This is a genomic window from Proteus cibi (genome assembly GCF_003144405.1).
Lineage (GTDB): Bacteria > Pseudomonadota > Gammaproteobacteria > Enterobacterales > Enterobacteriaceae > Proteus > Proteus cibi.
This window is the reverse complement of the sequence record NZ_PENW01000025.1, coordinates 14,372-28,501: the sequence shown is the minus strand read 5'-3', so window position 1 is coordinate 28,501 and position 14,130 is coordinate 14,372. Positions and strand designations below refer to the sequence as shown.

The 14,130-nt window shown below is 39.1% G+C and carries 15 protein-coding genes; 7 read left to right on the top strand and 8 right to left on the bottom strand.

Annotation, left to right across the window (positions count from 1 at the left end; all coding sequences use genetic code 11):
* Positions 1 to 13 precede the first annotated feature (13 nt).
* The 5 genes from DK865_RS13425 to DK865_RS13405 are packed head-to-tail and all read right to left on the bottom strand — an operon-like array spanning position 14 to position 5,018.
* On the bottom strand, positions 14 to 958 hold the full coding sequence (locus DK865_RS13425; RefSeq protein ID WP_023582798.1) for an HpcH/HpaI aldolase/citrate lyase family protein: 945 nt from the start codon (positions 956 to 958) through the stop codon (positions 14 to 16).
* A complete protein-coding gene (locus DK865_RS13420; RefSeq protein ID WP_109392149.1) occupies positions 958 to 2,034 on the bottom strand; it encodes a cysteine protease StiP family protein in 1,077 nt (358 codons plus the stop codon). Before DK865_RS13420 ends, DK865_RS13425 begins: the two co-directional genes overlap by 1 nt.
* A gap of 2 nt (positions 2,035 to 2,036) precedes the next feature.
* Positions 2,037 to 2,807: an HAD family hydrolase gene (locus DK865_RS13415; RefSeq protein WP_109392148.1), complete on the bottom strand. Its 771-nt coding sequence runs from the start codon at positions 2,805 to 2,807 to the stop codon at positions 2,037 to 2,039.
* Positions 2,800 to 3,948: a phosphoribosyltransferase domain-containing protein gene (locus DK865_RS13410; protein WP_109392147.1), complete on the bottom strand. Its 1,149-nt coding sequence runs from the start codon at positions 3,946 to 3,948 to the stop codon at positions 2,800 to 2,802. Before DK865_RS13410 ends, DK865_RS13415 begins: the two co-directional genes overlap by 8 nt.
* A 2-nt stretch (positions 3,949 to 3,950) precedes the next feature.
* The gene (locus tag DK865_RS13405) at positions 3,951 to 5,018 is read right to left on the bottom strand and encodes an ATP-grasp domain-containing protein (RefSeq protein WP_109392146.1); all 1,068 of its coding nucleotides are present in this window, start codon (positions 5,016 to 5,018) and stop codon (positions 3,951 to 3,953) included.
* Positions 5,019 to 5,342: 324 nt separating this feature from the next.
* Between DK865_RS13405 and DK865_RS13400 the strand changes: the two genes are divergently transcribed.
* From DK865_RS13400 to DK865_RS13375, 6 genes are all read left to right on the top strand, one after another.
* On the top strand, positions 5,343 to 5,927 hold the full coding sequence (locus tag DK865_RS13400) for a TerD family protein (protein WP_023582794.1): 585 nt from the start codon (positions 5,343 to 5,345) through the stop codon (positions 5,925 to 5,927).
* Positions 5,928 to 7,100 (top strand): TerD family protein, encoded by a 1,173-nt coding sequence (locus tag DK865_RS13395; protein WP_109392145.1) that lies wholly within the window; start codon positions 5,928 to 5,930, stop codon positions 7,098 to 7,100.
* A 25-nt stretch (positions 7,101 to 7,125) separates the two neighbouring features.
* Positions 7,126 to 7,581, top strand: a complete 456-nt coding sequence (locus DK865_RS13390; RefSeq protein ID WP_023582792.1) for a tellurite resistance TerB family protein — start codon at positions 7,126 to 7,128, stop codon at positions 7,579 to 7,581.
* Positions 7,582 to 7,615: 34 nt separating this feature from the next.
* Positions 7,616 to 8,656 carry a TerC/Alx family metal homeostasis membrane protein gene (locus tag DK865_RS13385; RefSeq protein ID WP_109392144.1) on the top strand — a complete coding sequence of 347 codons (1,041 nt, stop codon included), beginning with the start codon at positions 7,616 to 7,618 and terminating at the stop codon, positions 8,654 to 8,656.
* Between the two features lie 53 nt (positions 8,657 to 8,709).
* Positions 8,710 to 9,288, top strand: a complete 579-nt coding sequence (locus DK865_RS13380; RefSeq protein ID WP_006536043.1) for a TerD family protein — start codon at positions 8,710 to 8,712, stop codon at positions 9,286 to 9,288.
* Positions 9,289 to 9,367: 79 nt separating this feature from the next.
* A complete protein-coding gene (locus tag DK865_RS13375; RefSeq protein WP_023582790.1) occupies positions 9,368 to 9,943 on the top strand; it encodes a TerD family protein in 576 nt (191 codons plus the stop codon).
* A gap of 64 nt (positions 9,944 to 10,007) precedes the next feature.
* Here the strand turns inward: DK865_RS13375 and DK865_RS13370 are convergent, their stop codons facing one another.
* Positions 10,008 to 10,688 (bottom strand): HAD family hydrolase, encoded by a 681-nt coding sequence (locus DK865_RS13370; protein ID WP_023582789.1) that lies wholly within the window; start codon positions 10,686 to 10,688, stop codon positions 10,008 to 10,010.
* Between the two features lie 414 nt (positions 10,689 to 11,102).
* Between DK865_RS13370 and DK865_RS13365 the strand changes: the two genes are divergently transcribed.
* On the top strand, positions 11,103 to 12,629 hold the full coding sequence (locus tag DK865_RS13365) for a methyl-accepting chemotaxis protein (RefSeq protein ID WP_109392143.1): 1,527 nt from the start codon (positions 11,103 to 11,105) through the stop codon (positions 12,627 to 12,629).
* Between the two features lie 72 nt (positions 12,630 to 12,701).
* On the opposite strand, the gene DK865_RS13360 is transcribed toward DK865_RS13365, so the two are convergent.
* Together DK865_RS13360 and DK865_RS18960 are read right to left on the bottom strand one after the other, a co-directional pair.
* On the bottom strand, positions 12,702 to 13,862 hold the full coding sequence (locus tag DK865_RS13360; protein ID WP_109392142.1) for a fimbrial protein: 1,161 nt from the start codon (positions 13,860 to 13,862) through the stop codon (positions 12,702 to 12,704).
* Positions 13,863 to 13,865: 3 nt separating this feature from the next.
* Positions 13,866 to 14,108 (bottom strand): FimD/PapC C-terminal domain-containing protein, encoded by a 243-nt coding sequence (locus tag DK865_RS18960; protein WP_267128438.1) that lies wholly within the window; start codon positions 14,106 to 14,108, stop codon positions 13,866 to 13,868.
* Between the last annotated feature and the right edge of the window lie 22 nt (positions 14,109 to 14,130).

The window sequence follows — 14,130 nt, the reverse complement described above, 5'->3', positions numbered from 1 at the left end:
GTTATAGAGTATTTTATGTTGCGTTAAAACGTTGAGCATTATTTTGTTGGTTAGGAACAATGCCATAAATTTTAGCTCTAGTTAAAATACTCAATGCCCAGCGACGATGTGTTGCTGGTTCACACATTGCACCTTGTGATTTGAAAACGGCTTGTGTCGAATTCAAAATACGTAATGCATCTGAATGATCGGATTGAGATACCATCAGAGCTTGTTCAATTTTATGAATTTGCTTAGGATGGATTGCTGTTTTGCCTACAAGACCATTAGCAATATCAAGTGCCAGCTCTTTATCCATAATATGGTGATCATCAATATGCTCACAAACGGGTGCGGTGAGGGCAAATTGGCGAGCCCCAAAGACAGCAACTAACATTTTTATCACATAACCCATTGGGCCATCATAAAGTGTTAATTGGCGATTACGTCTAAGAGAAATGACATTCATTAAATCATTACCACCAATACGTAGGGCAATAATTCTGTTATGACAAGGGTGAGTTAGTAGGTGGTTTGCAAGCGCTGTCATTTGAATAACATCAAACACTTCTTCTGTTTCAAGTGTTGGCATCATACATAAATGCGTATTTTCAATAATATTCCACCAAACAGGCAGAGACGCTTGCGTAAATTTAGGTAAAACAAGACCATCAATGGCACTGACATCAAGGTTTTCAGTGATCCATTGACCCATTTCAGTGTGGCGAGGGCGAATAAATAGCAGTGGCCAATGGCTACAATCACTGCTTTTTTTGTGCTCTGCTAAAGTATTTAATAATGTCGCCAAGTTTTCTAATGCAACAGGAATATCAGCATCACTCACGGCATCTTCTAAACAGATAATTAAAGAGCGTAATCCTTCAATTTTCTGGTTGATAATTGTCGTCGCGATATCTGTTCGTGTTGCGGGCATATAAAGTGTTGCCCCTAAATTCCATGGGGATAATCGTTCAATCATTATTTCACCTTTTTAATGATAGTCACTGCACGATATTGACCAAGCGCTTGCCCTGCTTCAATAACAGCAATATTTTTTTCCTGCGCAAGATAAACCAGTAATGCGACATCAGGATCGGTTATTTCTCTCACAAGAACATGATCAGGTACACGACGTAAAACCGCACGTGTAGCTTCAGCAATACCGGGTTTTATACGATTGATATTTGAAATATCATATTTGTTTGCAAGTGAACTAACGACGTTTTCGCTCAGCTTTTTTAAGTCTGATTGTTGTTCTTTAAATGTGGCGAGTGGAATATCGTTATCGATTAATGTATCAACGACTTTTCCGACAGTATCAACTAGGTAACGACTGCATTCATACTGTTTTAAATGTTGGCAATCCACAAAACCGTGAAAGCCTTTTTCCGTCCAAATTGAACGTGAAATTAATCCTGAAACAGGCGCTCCCATGATCCCAAAGGGGATAAGCCAGTCTTCATCGCTAGCACTTAGCCATGCACAGCCACAAGGATCAGCAAGGACGACAAGGCGAGGTTGGTCTGGATAGCCTTTTCGCCCAGATAATGAACGAATAAGTTCACCCGTAATCGCGCCTTTTCCTGTCCATCCATCGACAAACACAATACCTTCTGTGCCGTGACGTTGTTCTATCCATGAAAGTGCTTCGCTATCAATACCTCTATCGCGAATAATACTCATGCCGTAGTGGTAAGTGGTTTTTCCCATTTTACGCAATGTTTGTTGCAACATGACGCCTAAAGGAACACCTGCACGAACAAGGCTGGTCAAGATAATTGGGGTATCACCAAAACGTTCAATCAGTGATTTAGCCAACATGATGACTTCAGTGGCTAAGCGTGTAGCACCTGTTTCTAGCGCTTTTTCAAAGAGATCTAAATGCCATGTTGTTGGCTCTGGCTCTTGACTTAGCATGTCTGAATAGTGACGTTTACCCGATTGTATTAGTTCTTCTTTTAACTCAACGGGCGTCATTTCGATATTAACCGGTTGAAGTAGGAAATCGACATCTCCTGATACATAAGAGCCTGAAAAAGGTTTATGATCCATCATGTTTATTCTCCAAAAATTTTTGTGTTGATCGCATCTGCAAACTGGCTTTGACGAGGAAGTCCATACCAACTGCATAATTTCATAAAGCGATGATCACTTAGGCTGTCACCGAATCCAATCACAGGGAAAACACCACGCTCAGCTTTTAATTTATTGAGCAAATAGGTAACAGCTTTGCCTTTTTCGATAGGCTCCGGTAACCAAGCAATATTGTTGCTGTTGCGATGAATATAAAAACCTTCGGTTGAGAATGTTTTTTCTATCTCATCACCTATGGCATATAGCTCGTCTAATCGAGTGCTATCGTTATGCTTCATGACTAAATAAATAGGCAAATCATCGTATTCATAGTTAATACGAGCCCAACCATCAATATTTCGCTCTGCCATTAATTGCGTAATTGATTGTTGTAGTGTCAACAAACGCTGTGTATATGGCGCTAAGCTTTGAGTGATGTGGTTTTGCCATTGTGTATCAGCATTGCCTTCTGGTGTTAATATCACGGCACCATGTGTGGTAATCGCCCAAGAATGAAAAGGAATAGTGACTCGGCTAATCTCTTCCGTTCCACGCGCAGTAACAGGAACTAAATCAGCATGTTCTAACATCCAATCTACTAGCATGGCTTGCTCTTGAGTCATAAAACTACGAGGTTCTAAGCTTCTATCTAGCGCGCCAGTTTTGTAGGGTTCTAGTGCTAATTCATCCACCATCTTACGACGTGTTTGAAATAAGGTGTCATCGAGATCAGTTAAAATAACGGGTTTAGTCATAACTTATTACCTCAACAATAGGGGCAACTTTATTGAGGGCTTCAATCAGCTGGCTATCAATACTTTCGACGGGTGTTTCACAACAAAGCAAAATACGATCAAATTGTTGATGTGCCACGTTATAGACGAAATTAGGAATACCTAAACCATAATTATCAGTAAATGTAATCGCCGATTGAATGGCAAAGTTGGTTGAAATAGGTGAACGCGTTGTCGAGCTATATTTTACGATAGCACCTTGTTTTTCAAGGCGTTCAGCTAATAAAAACGGTTCCCAGACAAATTCTCCCGATCCTAAAACAAGGATTTTTTCACCTAAAGAAACATTGATAGATAAACCCAGATCACTTGCGGGTATTGTCATGCCTAATCGACCCCAGCTCTGTTTACCCGTAATTGCAACTTGTCCTGATGCAGTAATATTGACATTAGGCATAACAGGTAAAGGCGCATTTGGATCGGCATCCCATTGCCACTTCCCTTGTACTAAGGAGAGGGTTTTCATCGGTAATGGCGAGCGCTCAGCGAGAGAATCCCCACTCCAATCGGTTAAGGTTACCGCGATAACTTGCTCAATATGGGTTAATCCACCGTCTTCACGTAGCGCGGAAAGTAGGTTAATAAAGGTATTACCCGTAGTCGCTTCATCATCAATTAATACTACGGTTTTTGCTTGTTGTACCCATTGGCGTTGTTCTGCTGTTTTAGGTAAATAGAGTAAGTGATCAGTTGCGTGGCTATGATTTTCTTTAAACTCACATAGCAGTTCACCGTTATCAACAGGATGGCGCGTTGATGTTAAATAAATGGCCTGTTGATAACGATTTCTCACTTCATCAAAAATACCCGCACCTAAACCAACCGCGGTTTCTGCCATACCAATAAACAGAACAGGACCTTCAAGTGAGTCAGGAAATTGACGGGCTAGTTTTTGGTAGGTTTCACGCATTTTTTTCGGTGAAACAGGGATATGCCGCCCTAATACTTTACTGACAAATAAAAATGCACGCTTAGGATTGCGTCTTTCTGCAATATCAAATAATTCATCAAGTAACTCAATAGCGCAATTTGGCGTCACACTTAATGTGCCACAAGAAAGAGGGCGACGATAAACGGATGAGTTACTCATACTATTTTTCATTATTAATTATTATCCGTACTGATTAAGTTTGTTAACGTTGAATTGAAAACAATAGAATCGGTGATTGAGCGTATTTTTGTTGGTGTAAAATGGTTATTTTGGGCTTGAGCCTCTTCAACGCTCATTAATCCTAATTGGCGTAAAGCGAAAATACCGGCAAGATTGATTCCACAATGTTGGGTATAACCAATACCACCAGAAGGGCGCATATTAATTTCAAGTAACAGCGGGCAACCTTGATGATTATGTCGAGTTTGCACATTCACAAGCCCATCAGCTTTCATCGCTGTTGCACATGCTTTACCTAATTCATAAGCCTCGCCTGAAATTTCTAAATGTTGTATTGCACCCTCTTTGCGCCGAGCCACCGCCGCAATTACATCACCTTGTTCAACCACCATATCCACAGAGTATTCAGGACCGGGTAGATAAGGCATTAAGACTAAAGGTTCAAAACGCTCAACCGCCTTTAATGCCTCAAGATATTGTTGAGGATTAACTTGGCGATTTTCTGGGTGATTAAACAGTGCCATCGGCGAAACCTGATTATCAAATCGCCAAAAACCCATGCCATAAATCCCTTTTACCGGTTTGATACATAAAGGTATTTCGCCAAAAGGAGGTTCGTTTATATGCGCTTCTAGTTCATCGATAGACTCAATGTAAATAGAAGGTACTGCTGGAAGCCCACATTGTTCCATCGCTTGTGCGAATGCGACTTTATTATCAGCTAAGTGAAGCTGTTCACGTTGTGTGGCTCCGGTGGTTAATTTTACCCCAAATGACTCGATTTCTTTCCGGTGTAATTCAAACCATGCGCTATTACGACCAGTATGAATCGCACTGACTTGGTGCTGTTTTACAACATCAGCGATAAATTGTAAGCGTAATGTCTCTTCAAGAGGTTCATAAAAAGCCCCATCAGCCAGCGATAAAATCTCATTTCGAGTATGACGATGAGATGCAAGCACAAAGATCTCTTGGTGTTGCTGTTTTGCAAAGTCTTTAACACTTTGAATTATATCGCGTTGTGATGATAAGCCTTCCATAAACCAAACTGTGTTATTCATTACTCTGTATACCGTGAAATAAAAGTGTAGGGTTCAATGCCTATAATCATGAAGATTTCGAAGAACTATGTCAATCATAATATGATTTATTTGAGTTAATTTTAAAATCAGATTGTTGATTGAGTTATTATTATGATTTTCTTGTGTTTTTAATATTTTATTACAATAAAAACATCATTATTATCAATGTGTTGACAAAACTTTAAGTTTAATTCAGAAAAATAGTCTTGCTCATGTACTTCATCATGATATGATGATTTTCAAGATATGGAATTAATCACAAATGGCGTTATTGTTTCACTCTACCTCTGAAGGAATTTAATTATGGTTTCATTAAGCAAGAATCAAACAGTTTCTCTCAGTAAACAAGCACCTACACTGAGCCATTTAATGTTTGGTTTGGGCTGGGATCCGATTAAGAAAAAAGGATTATTAGGCGGTCTTTTTGGTGGTGGTGGTTCTATTGATTTAGATGCAAGTTGCGTATTGCTTGACGCAAGTGGTCATCAAATCGATACCATTTGGTTTAGAAAATTAAAATCAAGTTGTCAGTCAGTTATTCACTCTGGTGATAACTTAACGGGTGACGGTGATGGCGATGATGAAACAATCTTCGTTGACTTAAACCGTTTACCAACAAATGTTGAATATTTGGTATTCACAGTAAACAGTTTCCGTGGACAAACCTTTAATGAAGTTGAAAACGCATTCTGCCGAGTTGTTGATAAAGCAACGAATAAAGAGCTAGTGCGTTATACCTTAACAGAGCAAGGCTCTCACACAGGTATCGTGATTGCTTCTTTACAACGTAATCATGGTCAATGGGATTTCACTGCGTCTGGTGCGCCTTGTAAAGGCCGTGTTATTAACGACATGATGCCTGATATTGTAGCTACGGTGGTGCGATAAATGAATATGACTCCAGGTGGGAACTTACCCGTTCCTAATCAAACATTAATCGTTAGAATTCAATCAGGGGCGCCTGTTGACGTATCCGCTTTTAGACTTTATGCGTCAGGTAAAGTGAATGGCGATAGCGATATGGTGTTTTATGGACAGACAGCCAGTGATGATCGCACTGTTATTTATGCGACAGCCGGAAATAGCACGTCTTTTACTGTGGATTTAACGCGTTTACGTCCAGATGTCGAAAAAATTGCGTTTACAGCGACTTGTGATGGTCAACAAACTATCGCAAATTTACAACGATTATCCATTCAAGTTGATGCTAATAATGAAGTTGTGGCGAACGGTAATGTTGATATTAACGGTCGTCCCGAAGCGGCATTAATTTTAGGTGAGTTGTATCGTCGTAATGGTAGTTGGAAATTCCGTTTCATTGCTCAAGGATTTAACGGTGGCTTAAAGCCATTAGCAGAACACTTTGGTGTTGATATCGCAGACTCAACACCAACACCAGCACCGAAACCAGCACCAACACCAGCGCCAACACCAGCGCCAAGTTCAGTGAACTTAAGTAAGGTCTCTTTAACTAAAGAGAAACCAGCAATCAGCCTAACGAAAAAAGATGACTTCGGTAAAATTCGAATCAATCTTGATTGGCATCGTGAAAGCAAAAGTGGAGGTTCTGGATTATTAGGTGGATTATTCGGCGGCAATAAAGGTATCGATTTAGATATTGGTGCTTTTGTTGAACTGCAAGGTGGGCATAAATCGGTTATTCAAGCATTAGGTAATGGTTTTGGTGATTTTAATCGCATGCCTTATGTTGAGTTACAAGGTGATGACCGAACAGGTGATGTTGCTGGTGGTGAATGGATTTTCGTAAATGGACGTGAATGGAAAAATATTAAGCAAGTGCTGATTTTCGCGTTTATTTATGAAGGTGTACCGAATTGGAGCAAGACGGATGGCGTCGTTACCATTCATGTCCCTGAGCAACCACCTATCGAGACACGCTTAACGGATGGTAATAATGGGCGTGGTATGTGTGCGATTGCCCGACTTGTTAATGAGAACGGATCAATAAAAGTTGAACGTCTCAATGAGTTTTTTAAAGGCCACCGTGATATGGATAATGCCTACGGGTGGGGATTTCGCTGGACAGCGGGTTCTAAGTGATCAAGTTGATATAAGGAAAATAAACATGAGTTTTTTTAACAAATTAAAAGAAGGTTTTAATACAGGCCGTTCTGAGTTAGCCAAGCAAGTTGGTCGCTTTAAAAACAAAAAATTTATGCAAGGTACTGTTGCGGTTTGTGCGCGTATCGCCATTGCAAGTGACGGTGTGAGTTCTGAAGAAAAACAGAAGATGCTTGGTTTTTTAAAAGCATCGGATGAACTTAAAGTTTTTGATACTACTGAAGTTATCGAATTCTTTAATAAGCTAATCCTGAGTTTCGAGTTCGATACTGAAGTCGGTAAAGGCGAAACCATGAAGTATATTCTGGCAATGAAAGATCAGCCAGAAGCTGCGCAATTAGCTATTCGTGTCGGTATTGCTGTTGCGAAAAGTGATGGTGATTTTGACAATGATGAAAAAGAAGCTGTGCGTGCTATTGCCATTGCATTAGGCTTTGAGCCCGCAGAATTTGGTTTGTAATTAATTTAATATAGGGAACCGTTCAGGAATTATTATGGTATCCACACATATTGGTTTTCCGACAGAAACTGTCATTGTCTTTGTTGTACTTGCGATTGGCGCTATTTTTATCGACTTATTTATGCATCGTGCAGATAAGCCGATAACGTTAAAGAATGCCATATTTTGGTCTATATTCTGGGTTGCCGTTGCAATGGCATTCGCAGGATTCCTTTATATTCACCATGGTGCAGAAGTCGCGAGCTTATTCGTGACAGGTTATGCATTAGAGAAAGTGCTTTCTGTTGATAACTTATTTGTCATGATGGCGATTTTCTCTTGGTTTGCTGTACCTGACCGCTTCCGTCACCGCGTTCTTTATTGGGGTATCATCGGTGCTATCGTTTTCCGTGGGATCTTTGTTGCCATCGGTACAGGACTGTTAAGTTTAGGACCATATGTTGAGATAGTATTTGCCTTAATCGTTGCTTGGACGGCAGTAATGATGCTGAAAAGCGGTGATGATAGTGAAGAGATTGAAGACTATTCACAACATCTTGCGTATCGCTTAGTTAAACGATTTTTCCCTATATGGCCAAAAATCACAGGGCACGCTTTCGTATTAACACAAAAAGAAGTCGATGCTGAATTAGCAAAACCAGAAAACAAAGAAATTACTATCGGTCGTGGTACAAAAGCAGCGTTATATGCAACACCACTTATGCTCTGTGTGGCTGTTGTAGAGCTTTCCGATGTGATGTTTGCTTTCGACTCGGTTCCCGCTATTATCGCAGTAAGCCGTGAACCCCTCATTGTTTATAGTGCAATGATGTTTGCAATCTTAGGCTTACGTACGCTCTACTTTGTGTTAGAAGCGTTAAAACAGTATCTGGTTTACCTTGAAAAAGCGGTTATTGTGTTGTTGTTCTTTATTGCTGCAAAACTAGGTTTAAATGCAACAGATCATATCTGGCAACATGGATACAGTATCTCCGCGACAACTAGCTTATTTGTTGTGCTAGGTGTTCTTGCTCTGGGTATTATTGCAAGCTTTGTATTCCCAGAGAAAAAAGATGATGAAGGTAAGACAAATTAACAAATATTCTTGAGAAATCAGAATATTAAAAACAAAACTAAAGAGGTTATAAAATGAGCGTTTCTCTTTCTAAAGGTGGTAATGTCTCTCTGAGCAAAGCAGCCCCAACGATGAAAAACGTCCTTGTCGGACTTGGTTGGGATGCCCGTTCTACAGATGGTCAAGATTTTGACTTAGATGCATCTGTATTTCTGTTAGCTGCAAATGGAAAAGTGCGTAGCGATGCCGATTTCATTTTTTATAACAATTTAAGATCTGCTGATGGCTCTGTTGTTCATACCGGTGATAACCGCACAGGTGAAGGCGATGGTGATGATGAAGCGCTGAAAATCAAATTAGACATGATCCCAAATGATGTCGATAAGGTTATCTTCGTTGTCACGATCCATGATGCGCAAGCGCGCCGCCAAAGTTTTGGTCAAGTATCGGGTGCATTTATTCGTTTAGTTAATGATGACAACCAAATCGAAGTTGCTCGTTATGACTTAACGGAAGATGCCTCAACGGAAACTGCAATGTTATTTGGTGAGTTATATCGCCATGGTACAGAGTGGAAATTCCGCGCGGTTGGTCAAGGCTATGCGGGTGGTTTAGGTTCAGTTTGTGCGCAATACGGTATTAATGCCTCTTGATAGCCGATTGGTAAAATACTAACCGCTGGCAGTCATAAGATGTGATTGCCAGTTTATTCAATAAAGTAGGAGCTTTGATATGGCAGTTTCCCTCGTTAAAGGTGGTAATGTTTCTCTGACTAAAGAAGCACCAACAATGTCGGTTGCTATGGTTGGTCTAGGATGGGATGCCCGCGTGACAGATGGCGCAGAGTTTGACTTAGATGCGTCAGTATTCATGGTAGGTGAAGATGGAAAAGTACTTTCAGATGCAAGTTTTATCTTCTTTAATAACAAAGTGAGTCAATGTGGAAGCGTTGAACACCAAGGAGATAACCGAACTGGGGAAGGCGATGGTGATGATGAGCAAGTTAAAATCACTTTATCAAAAGTCCCTGCTGAAGTGAAAAAACTGGTATTCGCAGTCACTATTTATGATGCAGAAAACCGCAAACAAAACTTTGGTATGGTCAGCAACAGTTTTATGCGCGTTTATAACAACGACAATAACACTGAAATTGCACGTTTTGATCTTTCTGAAGATGCATCAACAGAAACAGCAATGATCTTTGGTGAGTTATATCGCCATGGCGCAGAGTGGAAATTCAAAGCCGTTGGGCAAGGTTTTGCCGGTGGTTTAGGTGCGTTAGCCGCACAACACGGCGTCAATATCTAAGACGCTATTTAGCCCTCGCATTGCGGGGGCTATTTGTTTGTATCGATAAGAAAATAATCAGCAATTAAGACTCTTTTTTTGCTGTTACTTTGATTGGTGAATTTTTAGCTTTACGACGACCAGTATGAAAGTGACGCCAATGAGGATCTTGCGCGGCGAAAAGTAATTCATGATCACCACGAGAGTCTCCCCACGCCCTTAAATGGTATTGTGTTAAGTCGCCGTATACCGCTTCTAATCGTTTGATTTTTTCACCACAACGGCAATTATTGCCAATAATTTTACCTGTCAGCTTCCCATCAACAACTTCAAGTGTTGTTCCTATTAGTTTAATGCCTAAGCGTTTTGCAAAAGGCTCTAACACCATCGCAGGTGATGCAGAGCAAATCGTTACTTCAGCATTGCTATTTACTTCTTCTGCAACAGCGAATAAGCCCGTAGGGCGCATTAATTTAGTCCAGTAAAGCTGGCAAAATTGTTCTGCTTTTTCTTTTAACCATTGTTCTTCAATATTGGTTAGAAAAGTTTTGATCAGCACTTCTTTTAGTTCATCACGGGTGAGTTTGCGTCTAAAACAACGTAATGTCGGTAATACCATTTTAATTAAACGGCGTGAGAATTTACGTTTACCAAAGGCAAATTTTAGAAAAGGAATAAAACTGTCGTGATAGGTTAGCGTGCCATCAAAATCAAACACTGATAACGTTTTTACGGTATTTTTCGCGTTTTCAAATTGGGGTTGCATACAGGGTAAGGCTCCGTAAATCATCAGGGTTCGAGGAGTAATTTTGTTTATTATATCATTGTTGAAAAAATCAGGTAGTAGTAGGGAATTTACGGGTAATGATCCTCTTTTTAAACACGCACAAAACGTTTGATAAGTAAAAACAAAGTGCTACATAAAATAAAAGCCATCAAAAATGTTAATTTAATAAATTATTGATTAATTATTAATAATAATATTTATCGGTTTATTTTAGAGTTTAAATATATTTGAGTTGTTACTTGAAATAATATGATTGTTTTTCTATATAAAGATAATAACACTATAAAAAATATAATATTATTAATTTTTGTTTGATTTAAATAAAAGGTATTTAGTGCCGATAAGAAAATATAATTTATTGATATTAATATGAGTACATAGGTGTTTCTTATTATGAACATTAAAAATTCGGCTAAGCTTGGCGCGATAATATTGTTGTTTCTATTTTTTCTCTCATCTGCAATATCATTATTCTTTATTTATAGAATGCAAAATAATTTCTCACTGGCGGAAGCATTATCAACGCGCTTTACCGATGTTCAAGAAGCGAGATATGAACTCGCAACAATGCGCTCTAATGTGAATTTTATTATGCAAAACAGCGAGGAGAGTAACGCAGTAGATGATAAAGTTATTGGACAAACTAAAGCGCTAGCAGTGAATGCTAAGAAAATTATTACTAGCTGGGTAACAGAGAAAAAAAACACAGCTCAAGCACAGGAAAGTGCAATAGCAGTCTCTAAGCTATTTAATAATCTTATTGATAGGCTTCTTTTATCTATTAATAATATAAACTCGATAGATTTCAAAGATGAAACCTTTGCCTCAGATTTTGAACATCTCTCTAAGTTATTTGATAACTATTTTCTTATAACAAAAACCAATAATGACACTATTAGTCATCAACAGTTATCAATGGTTCATTTCTCTCTCTATTCAACGCTTATATCATTAATAATTTTATTAACCATGTTGTATGTGGTTATTCGCTGGGTAAATGAGAAGTTTATTTTCAACCTTAATTTACTTTCTGATATTTTAAAAAAAGTGGGTGAGGGAAATTTGGTTTTTACATTACCCAAAGAAAGTAAAGATGAGTTTGGCAAGCTATTTTCTCATGTCAGTGATATGCAAAAATCATTAACGTCCACAATATTAGCCGTTAAAAAAGAGGCGTCAGAGATGAAAAAAGAAGCCACTGAAATTGCATCAGGCAATCAAGAGCTATCATCTCGTACTGAAGAGCAAGCAAGTGCACTGCAACAAACCGCTGCAAGTATGGAAGAGATAAAAACAGCAGTGGCAAATAATACAGAAAATACCGTATTAGCAAATGATATTACTACTGAAGCGCATAATGTTGCTATGGATGGTTCAATCATTATGAAAGATGCCATTAGCTCGATGAAAAAAATAGAAAATGGTGCGGTAAAAGTGGGTGAAATCAACGACGTAATTAATGGCATTGCAAGCCAAACCAATATTTTGGCATTGAATGCCGCCGTAGAAGCCGCAAGAGCGGGTGATCAAGGTCGTGGTTTTAGAGTTGTTGCCGTAGAGGTAAGAAACTTAGCAGCTAAAAGTGCAGAAGCGGCAAAAGAGATTAATCATATTATTAAAGAATCCATGGCGGATGTCTCTCATGGTACTCAGTTGGTGAATAAAACCGGTGAGCATATGGAAGAGATGGTCTCTTCAATTACTAAACTAAATAAGATTATGCAGGGAATAAGCCTTGCTTCTGAAGAGCAAAGTTTAGGCATTGAGCAAATAGCGGTAGCGATTAATCAGATGGATACCGTTGTGCAGCAAAATGCATCGCTAGTTGATCAAAGTGCAACATCCACCATGATGTTAGACGAAAAAGCACAACTCTTAATGGATAATGTCGCTGTTTTTCAAGTTGAGGAACACGCGTAGTTATGATTAAAAAACTCACGCTGATTTAGGTTATCAGAGTGAGTTTTATGTTGTTGGCAAACAGAGTAAAAATTAATAATATTCAATCATAAAGGTTGCAGCACCATTGGCGGAACCTGCCGATAATCGGTCATCGACACGAATATAACGTGCTCGTAATGGAATGCTGACTGTACCTGCTTTTTCCGTGATTGGCTGTGCAAAGGCGGTTGGCGTATTAAATTTAACAAAATTTTCTCCTACATCACCAAATGCAAGTTGGATACCGACACCTTTAGCCGCACCCGGTACATCATTGACTTTAAAAGTGCCAGGATATTCTGGAATAGCTGGATTTACAGGTTTAATGGTGACTCTTAATTCATTAGGATCGCGTTCAGGGAATGTTTGACCCACTTCACTTGTGTATACATTACCTTTCTTTCCTGAATAATAACCTCTAAATGCAGGGCAGTTGGTTAATATAATATCGGAGTTTATCCATTTGGTTGAACTGCCTTTGGCAGGTAGTGTGGCAGTTTCATGCGAGCCAAGTTCTACGGTGTAATCTTGAGTTTTACAACTTGAAGATGTCACAGTTATGGAACCTGTAACATCTATATATGAGGCTATAATGGGAAAGCCAGGTGCATCAACTTGATTTTTATTAGGATAATTTACATCAAGTTGCATACGTGCAATGTCAGTTAGATCAAAAATACCCGGTTGAATTGGACCAATTTTAATTATTGAATAATGTAATATTGGTGAGGCAAAATACCGAATTGATCTCCTATTTTTATCTAATATGCGTTGTCCTTCCCAAGATAGCTTAGGTATGCCGAGTGGCAATGTATTATCTACATTTCTATTTGCGAAAAATACAATGCCTAATCCTGGATTATTTGTTCTAAAGACATTAGCGGGAATACCTGGACTTATCACAGGGGTGCCTGTGGTACTGAGTATTTTCAACTCCTGCCTTTCCATAAAAAGGACTGTTTTATCAGGATCTTCTGGATCGTAACTAGAGCACTCATAATTTAGTGCTTTGTTGTTATAGTCTATTTGTCCTTGATAAACAACGGAACCTATCGGCATATCAGGCCCAACAAAGATAGTACCGTTTATTGTCATTGAGCGAGTAAATACAGGGGCATCCATTGTACATGTGACCTCTGTTTTTGCCATTACTTCAGCCACAGGTAAAAGTAGAAGCATTAAGGCTAATGAGTTTTTAATAATAGGCTTCATACTTTATTCTCCACAGACACTGGTTAATTGAACAAAACTACTTTGGTTATTTTCATCTTGTGCTGGCGCACTATAGTTAATAGTACATTGCTGTATTTCACCCGGCCCCCATTTCACGGTTAAACGACCTGATGCTTTTTCAACTCGGGCGTAGAGAAGTCCTCCCTGACCTATACTACCCACTTCATTGTTCTGTTCATCGTAAGCGACACTACCAAATGGAATAGCGCCGTTATTACGTTGAATTGTAATTAACAGAGGGATACCT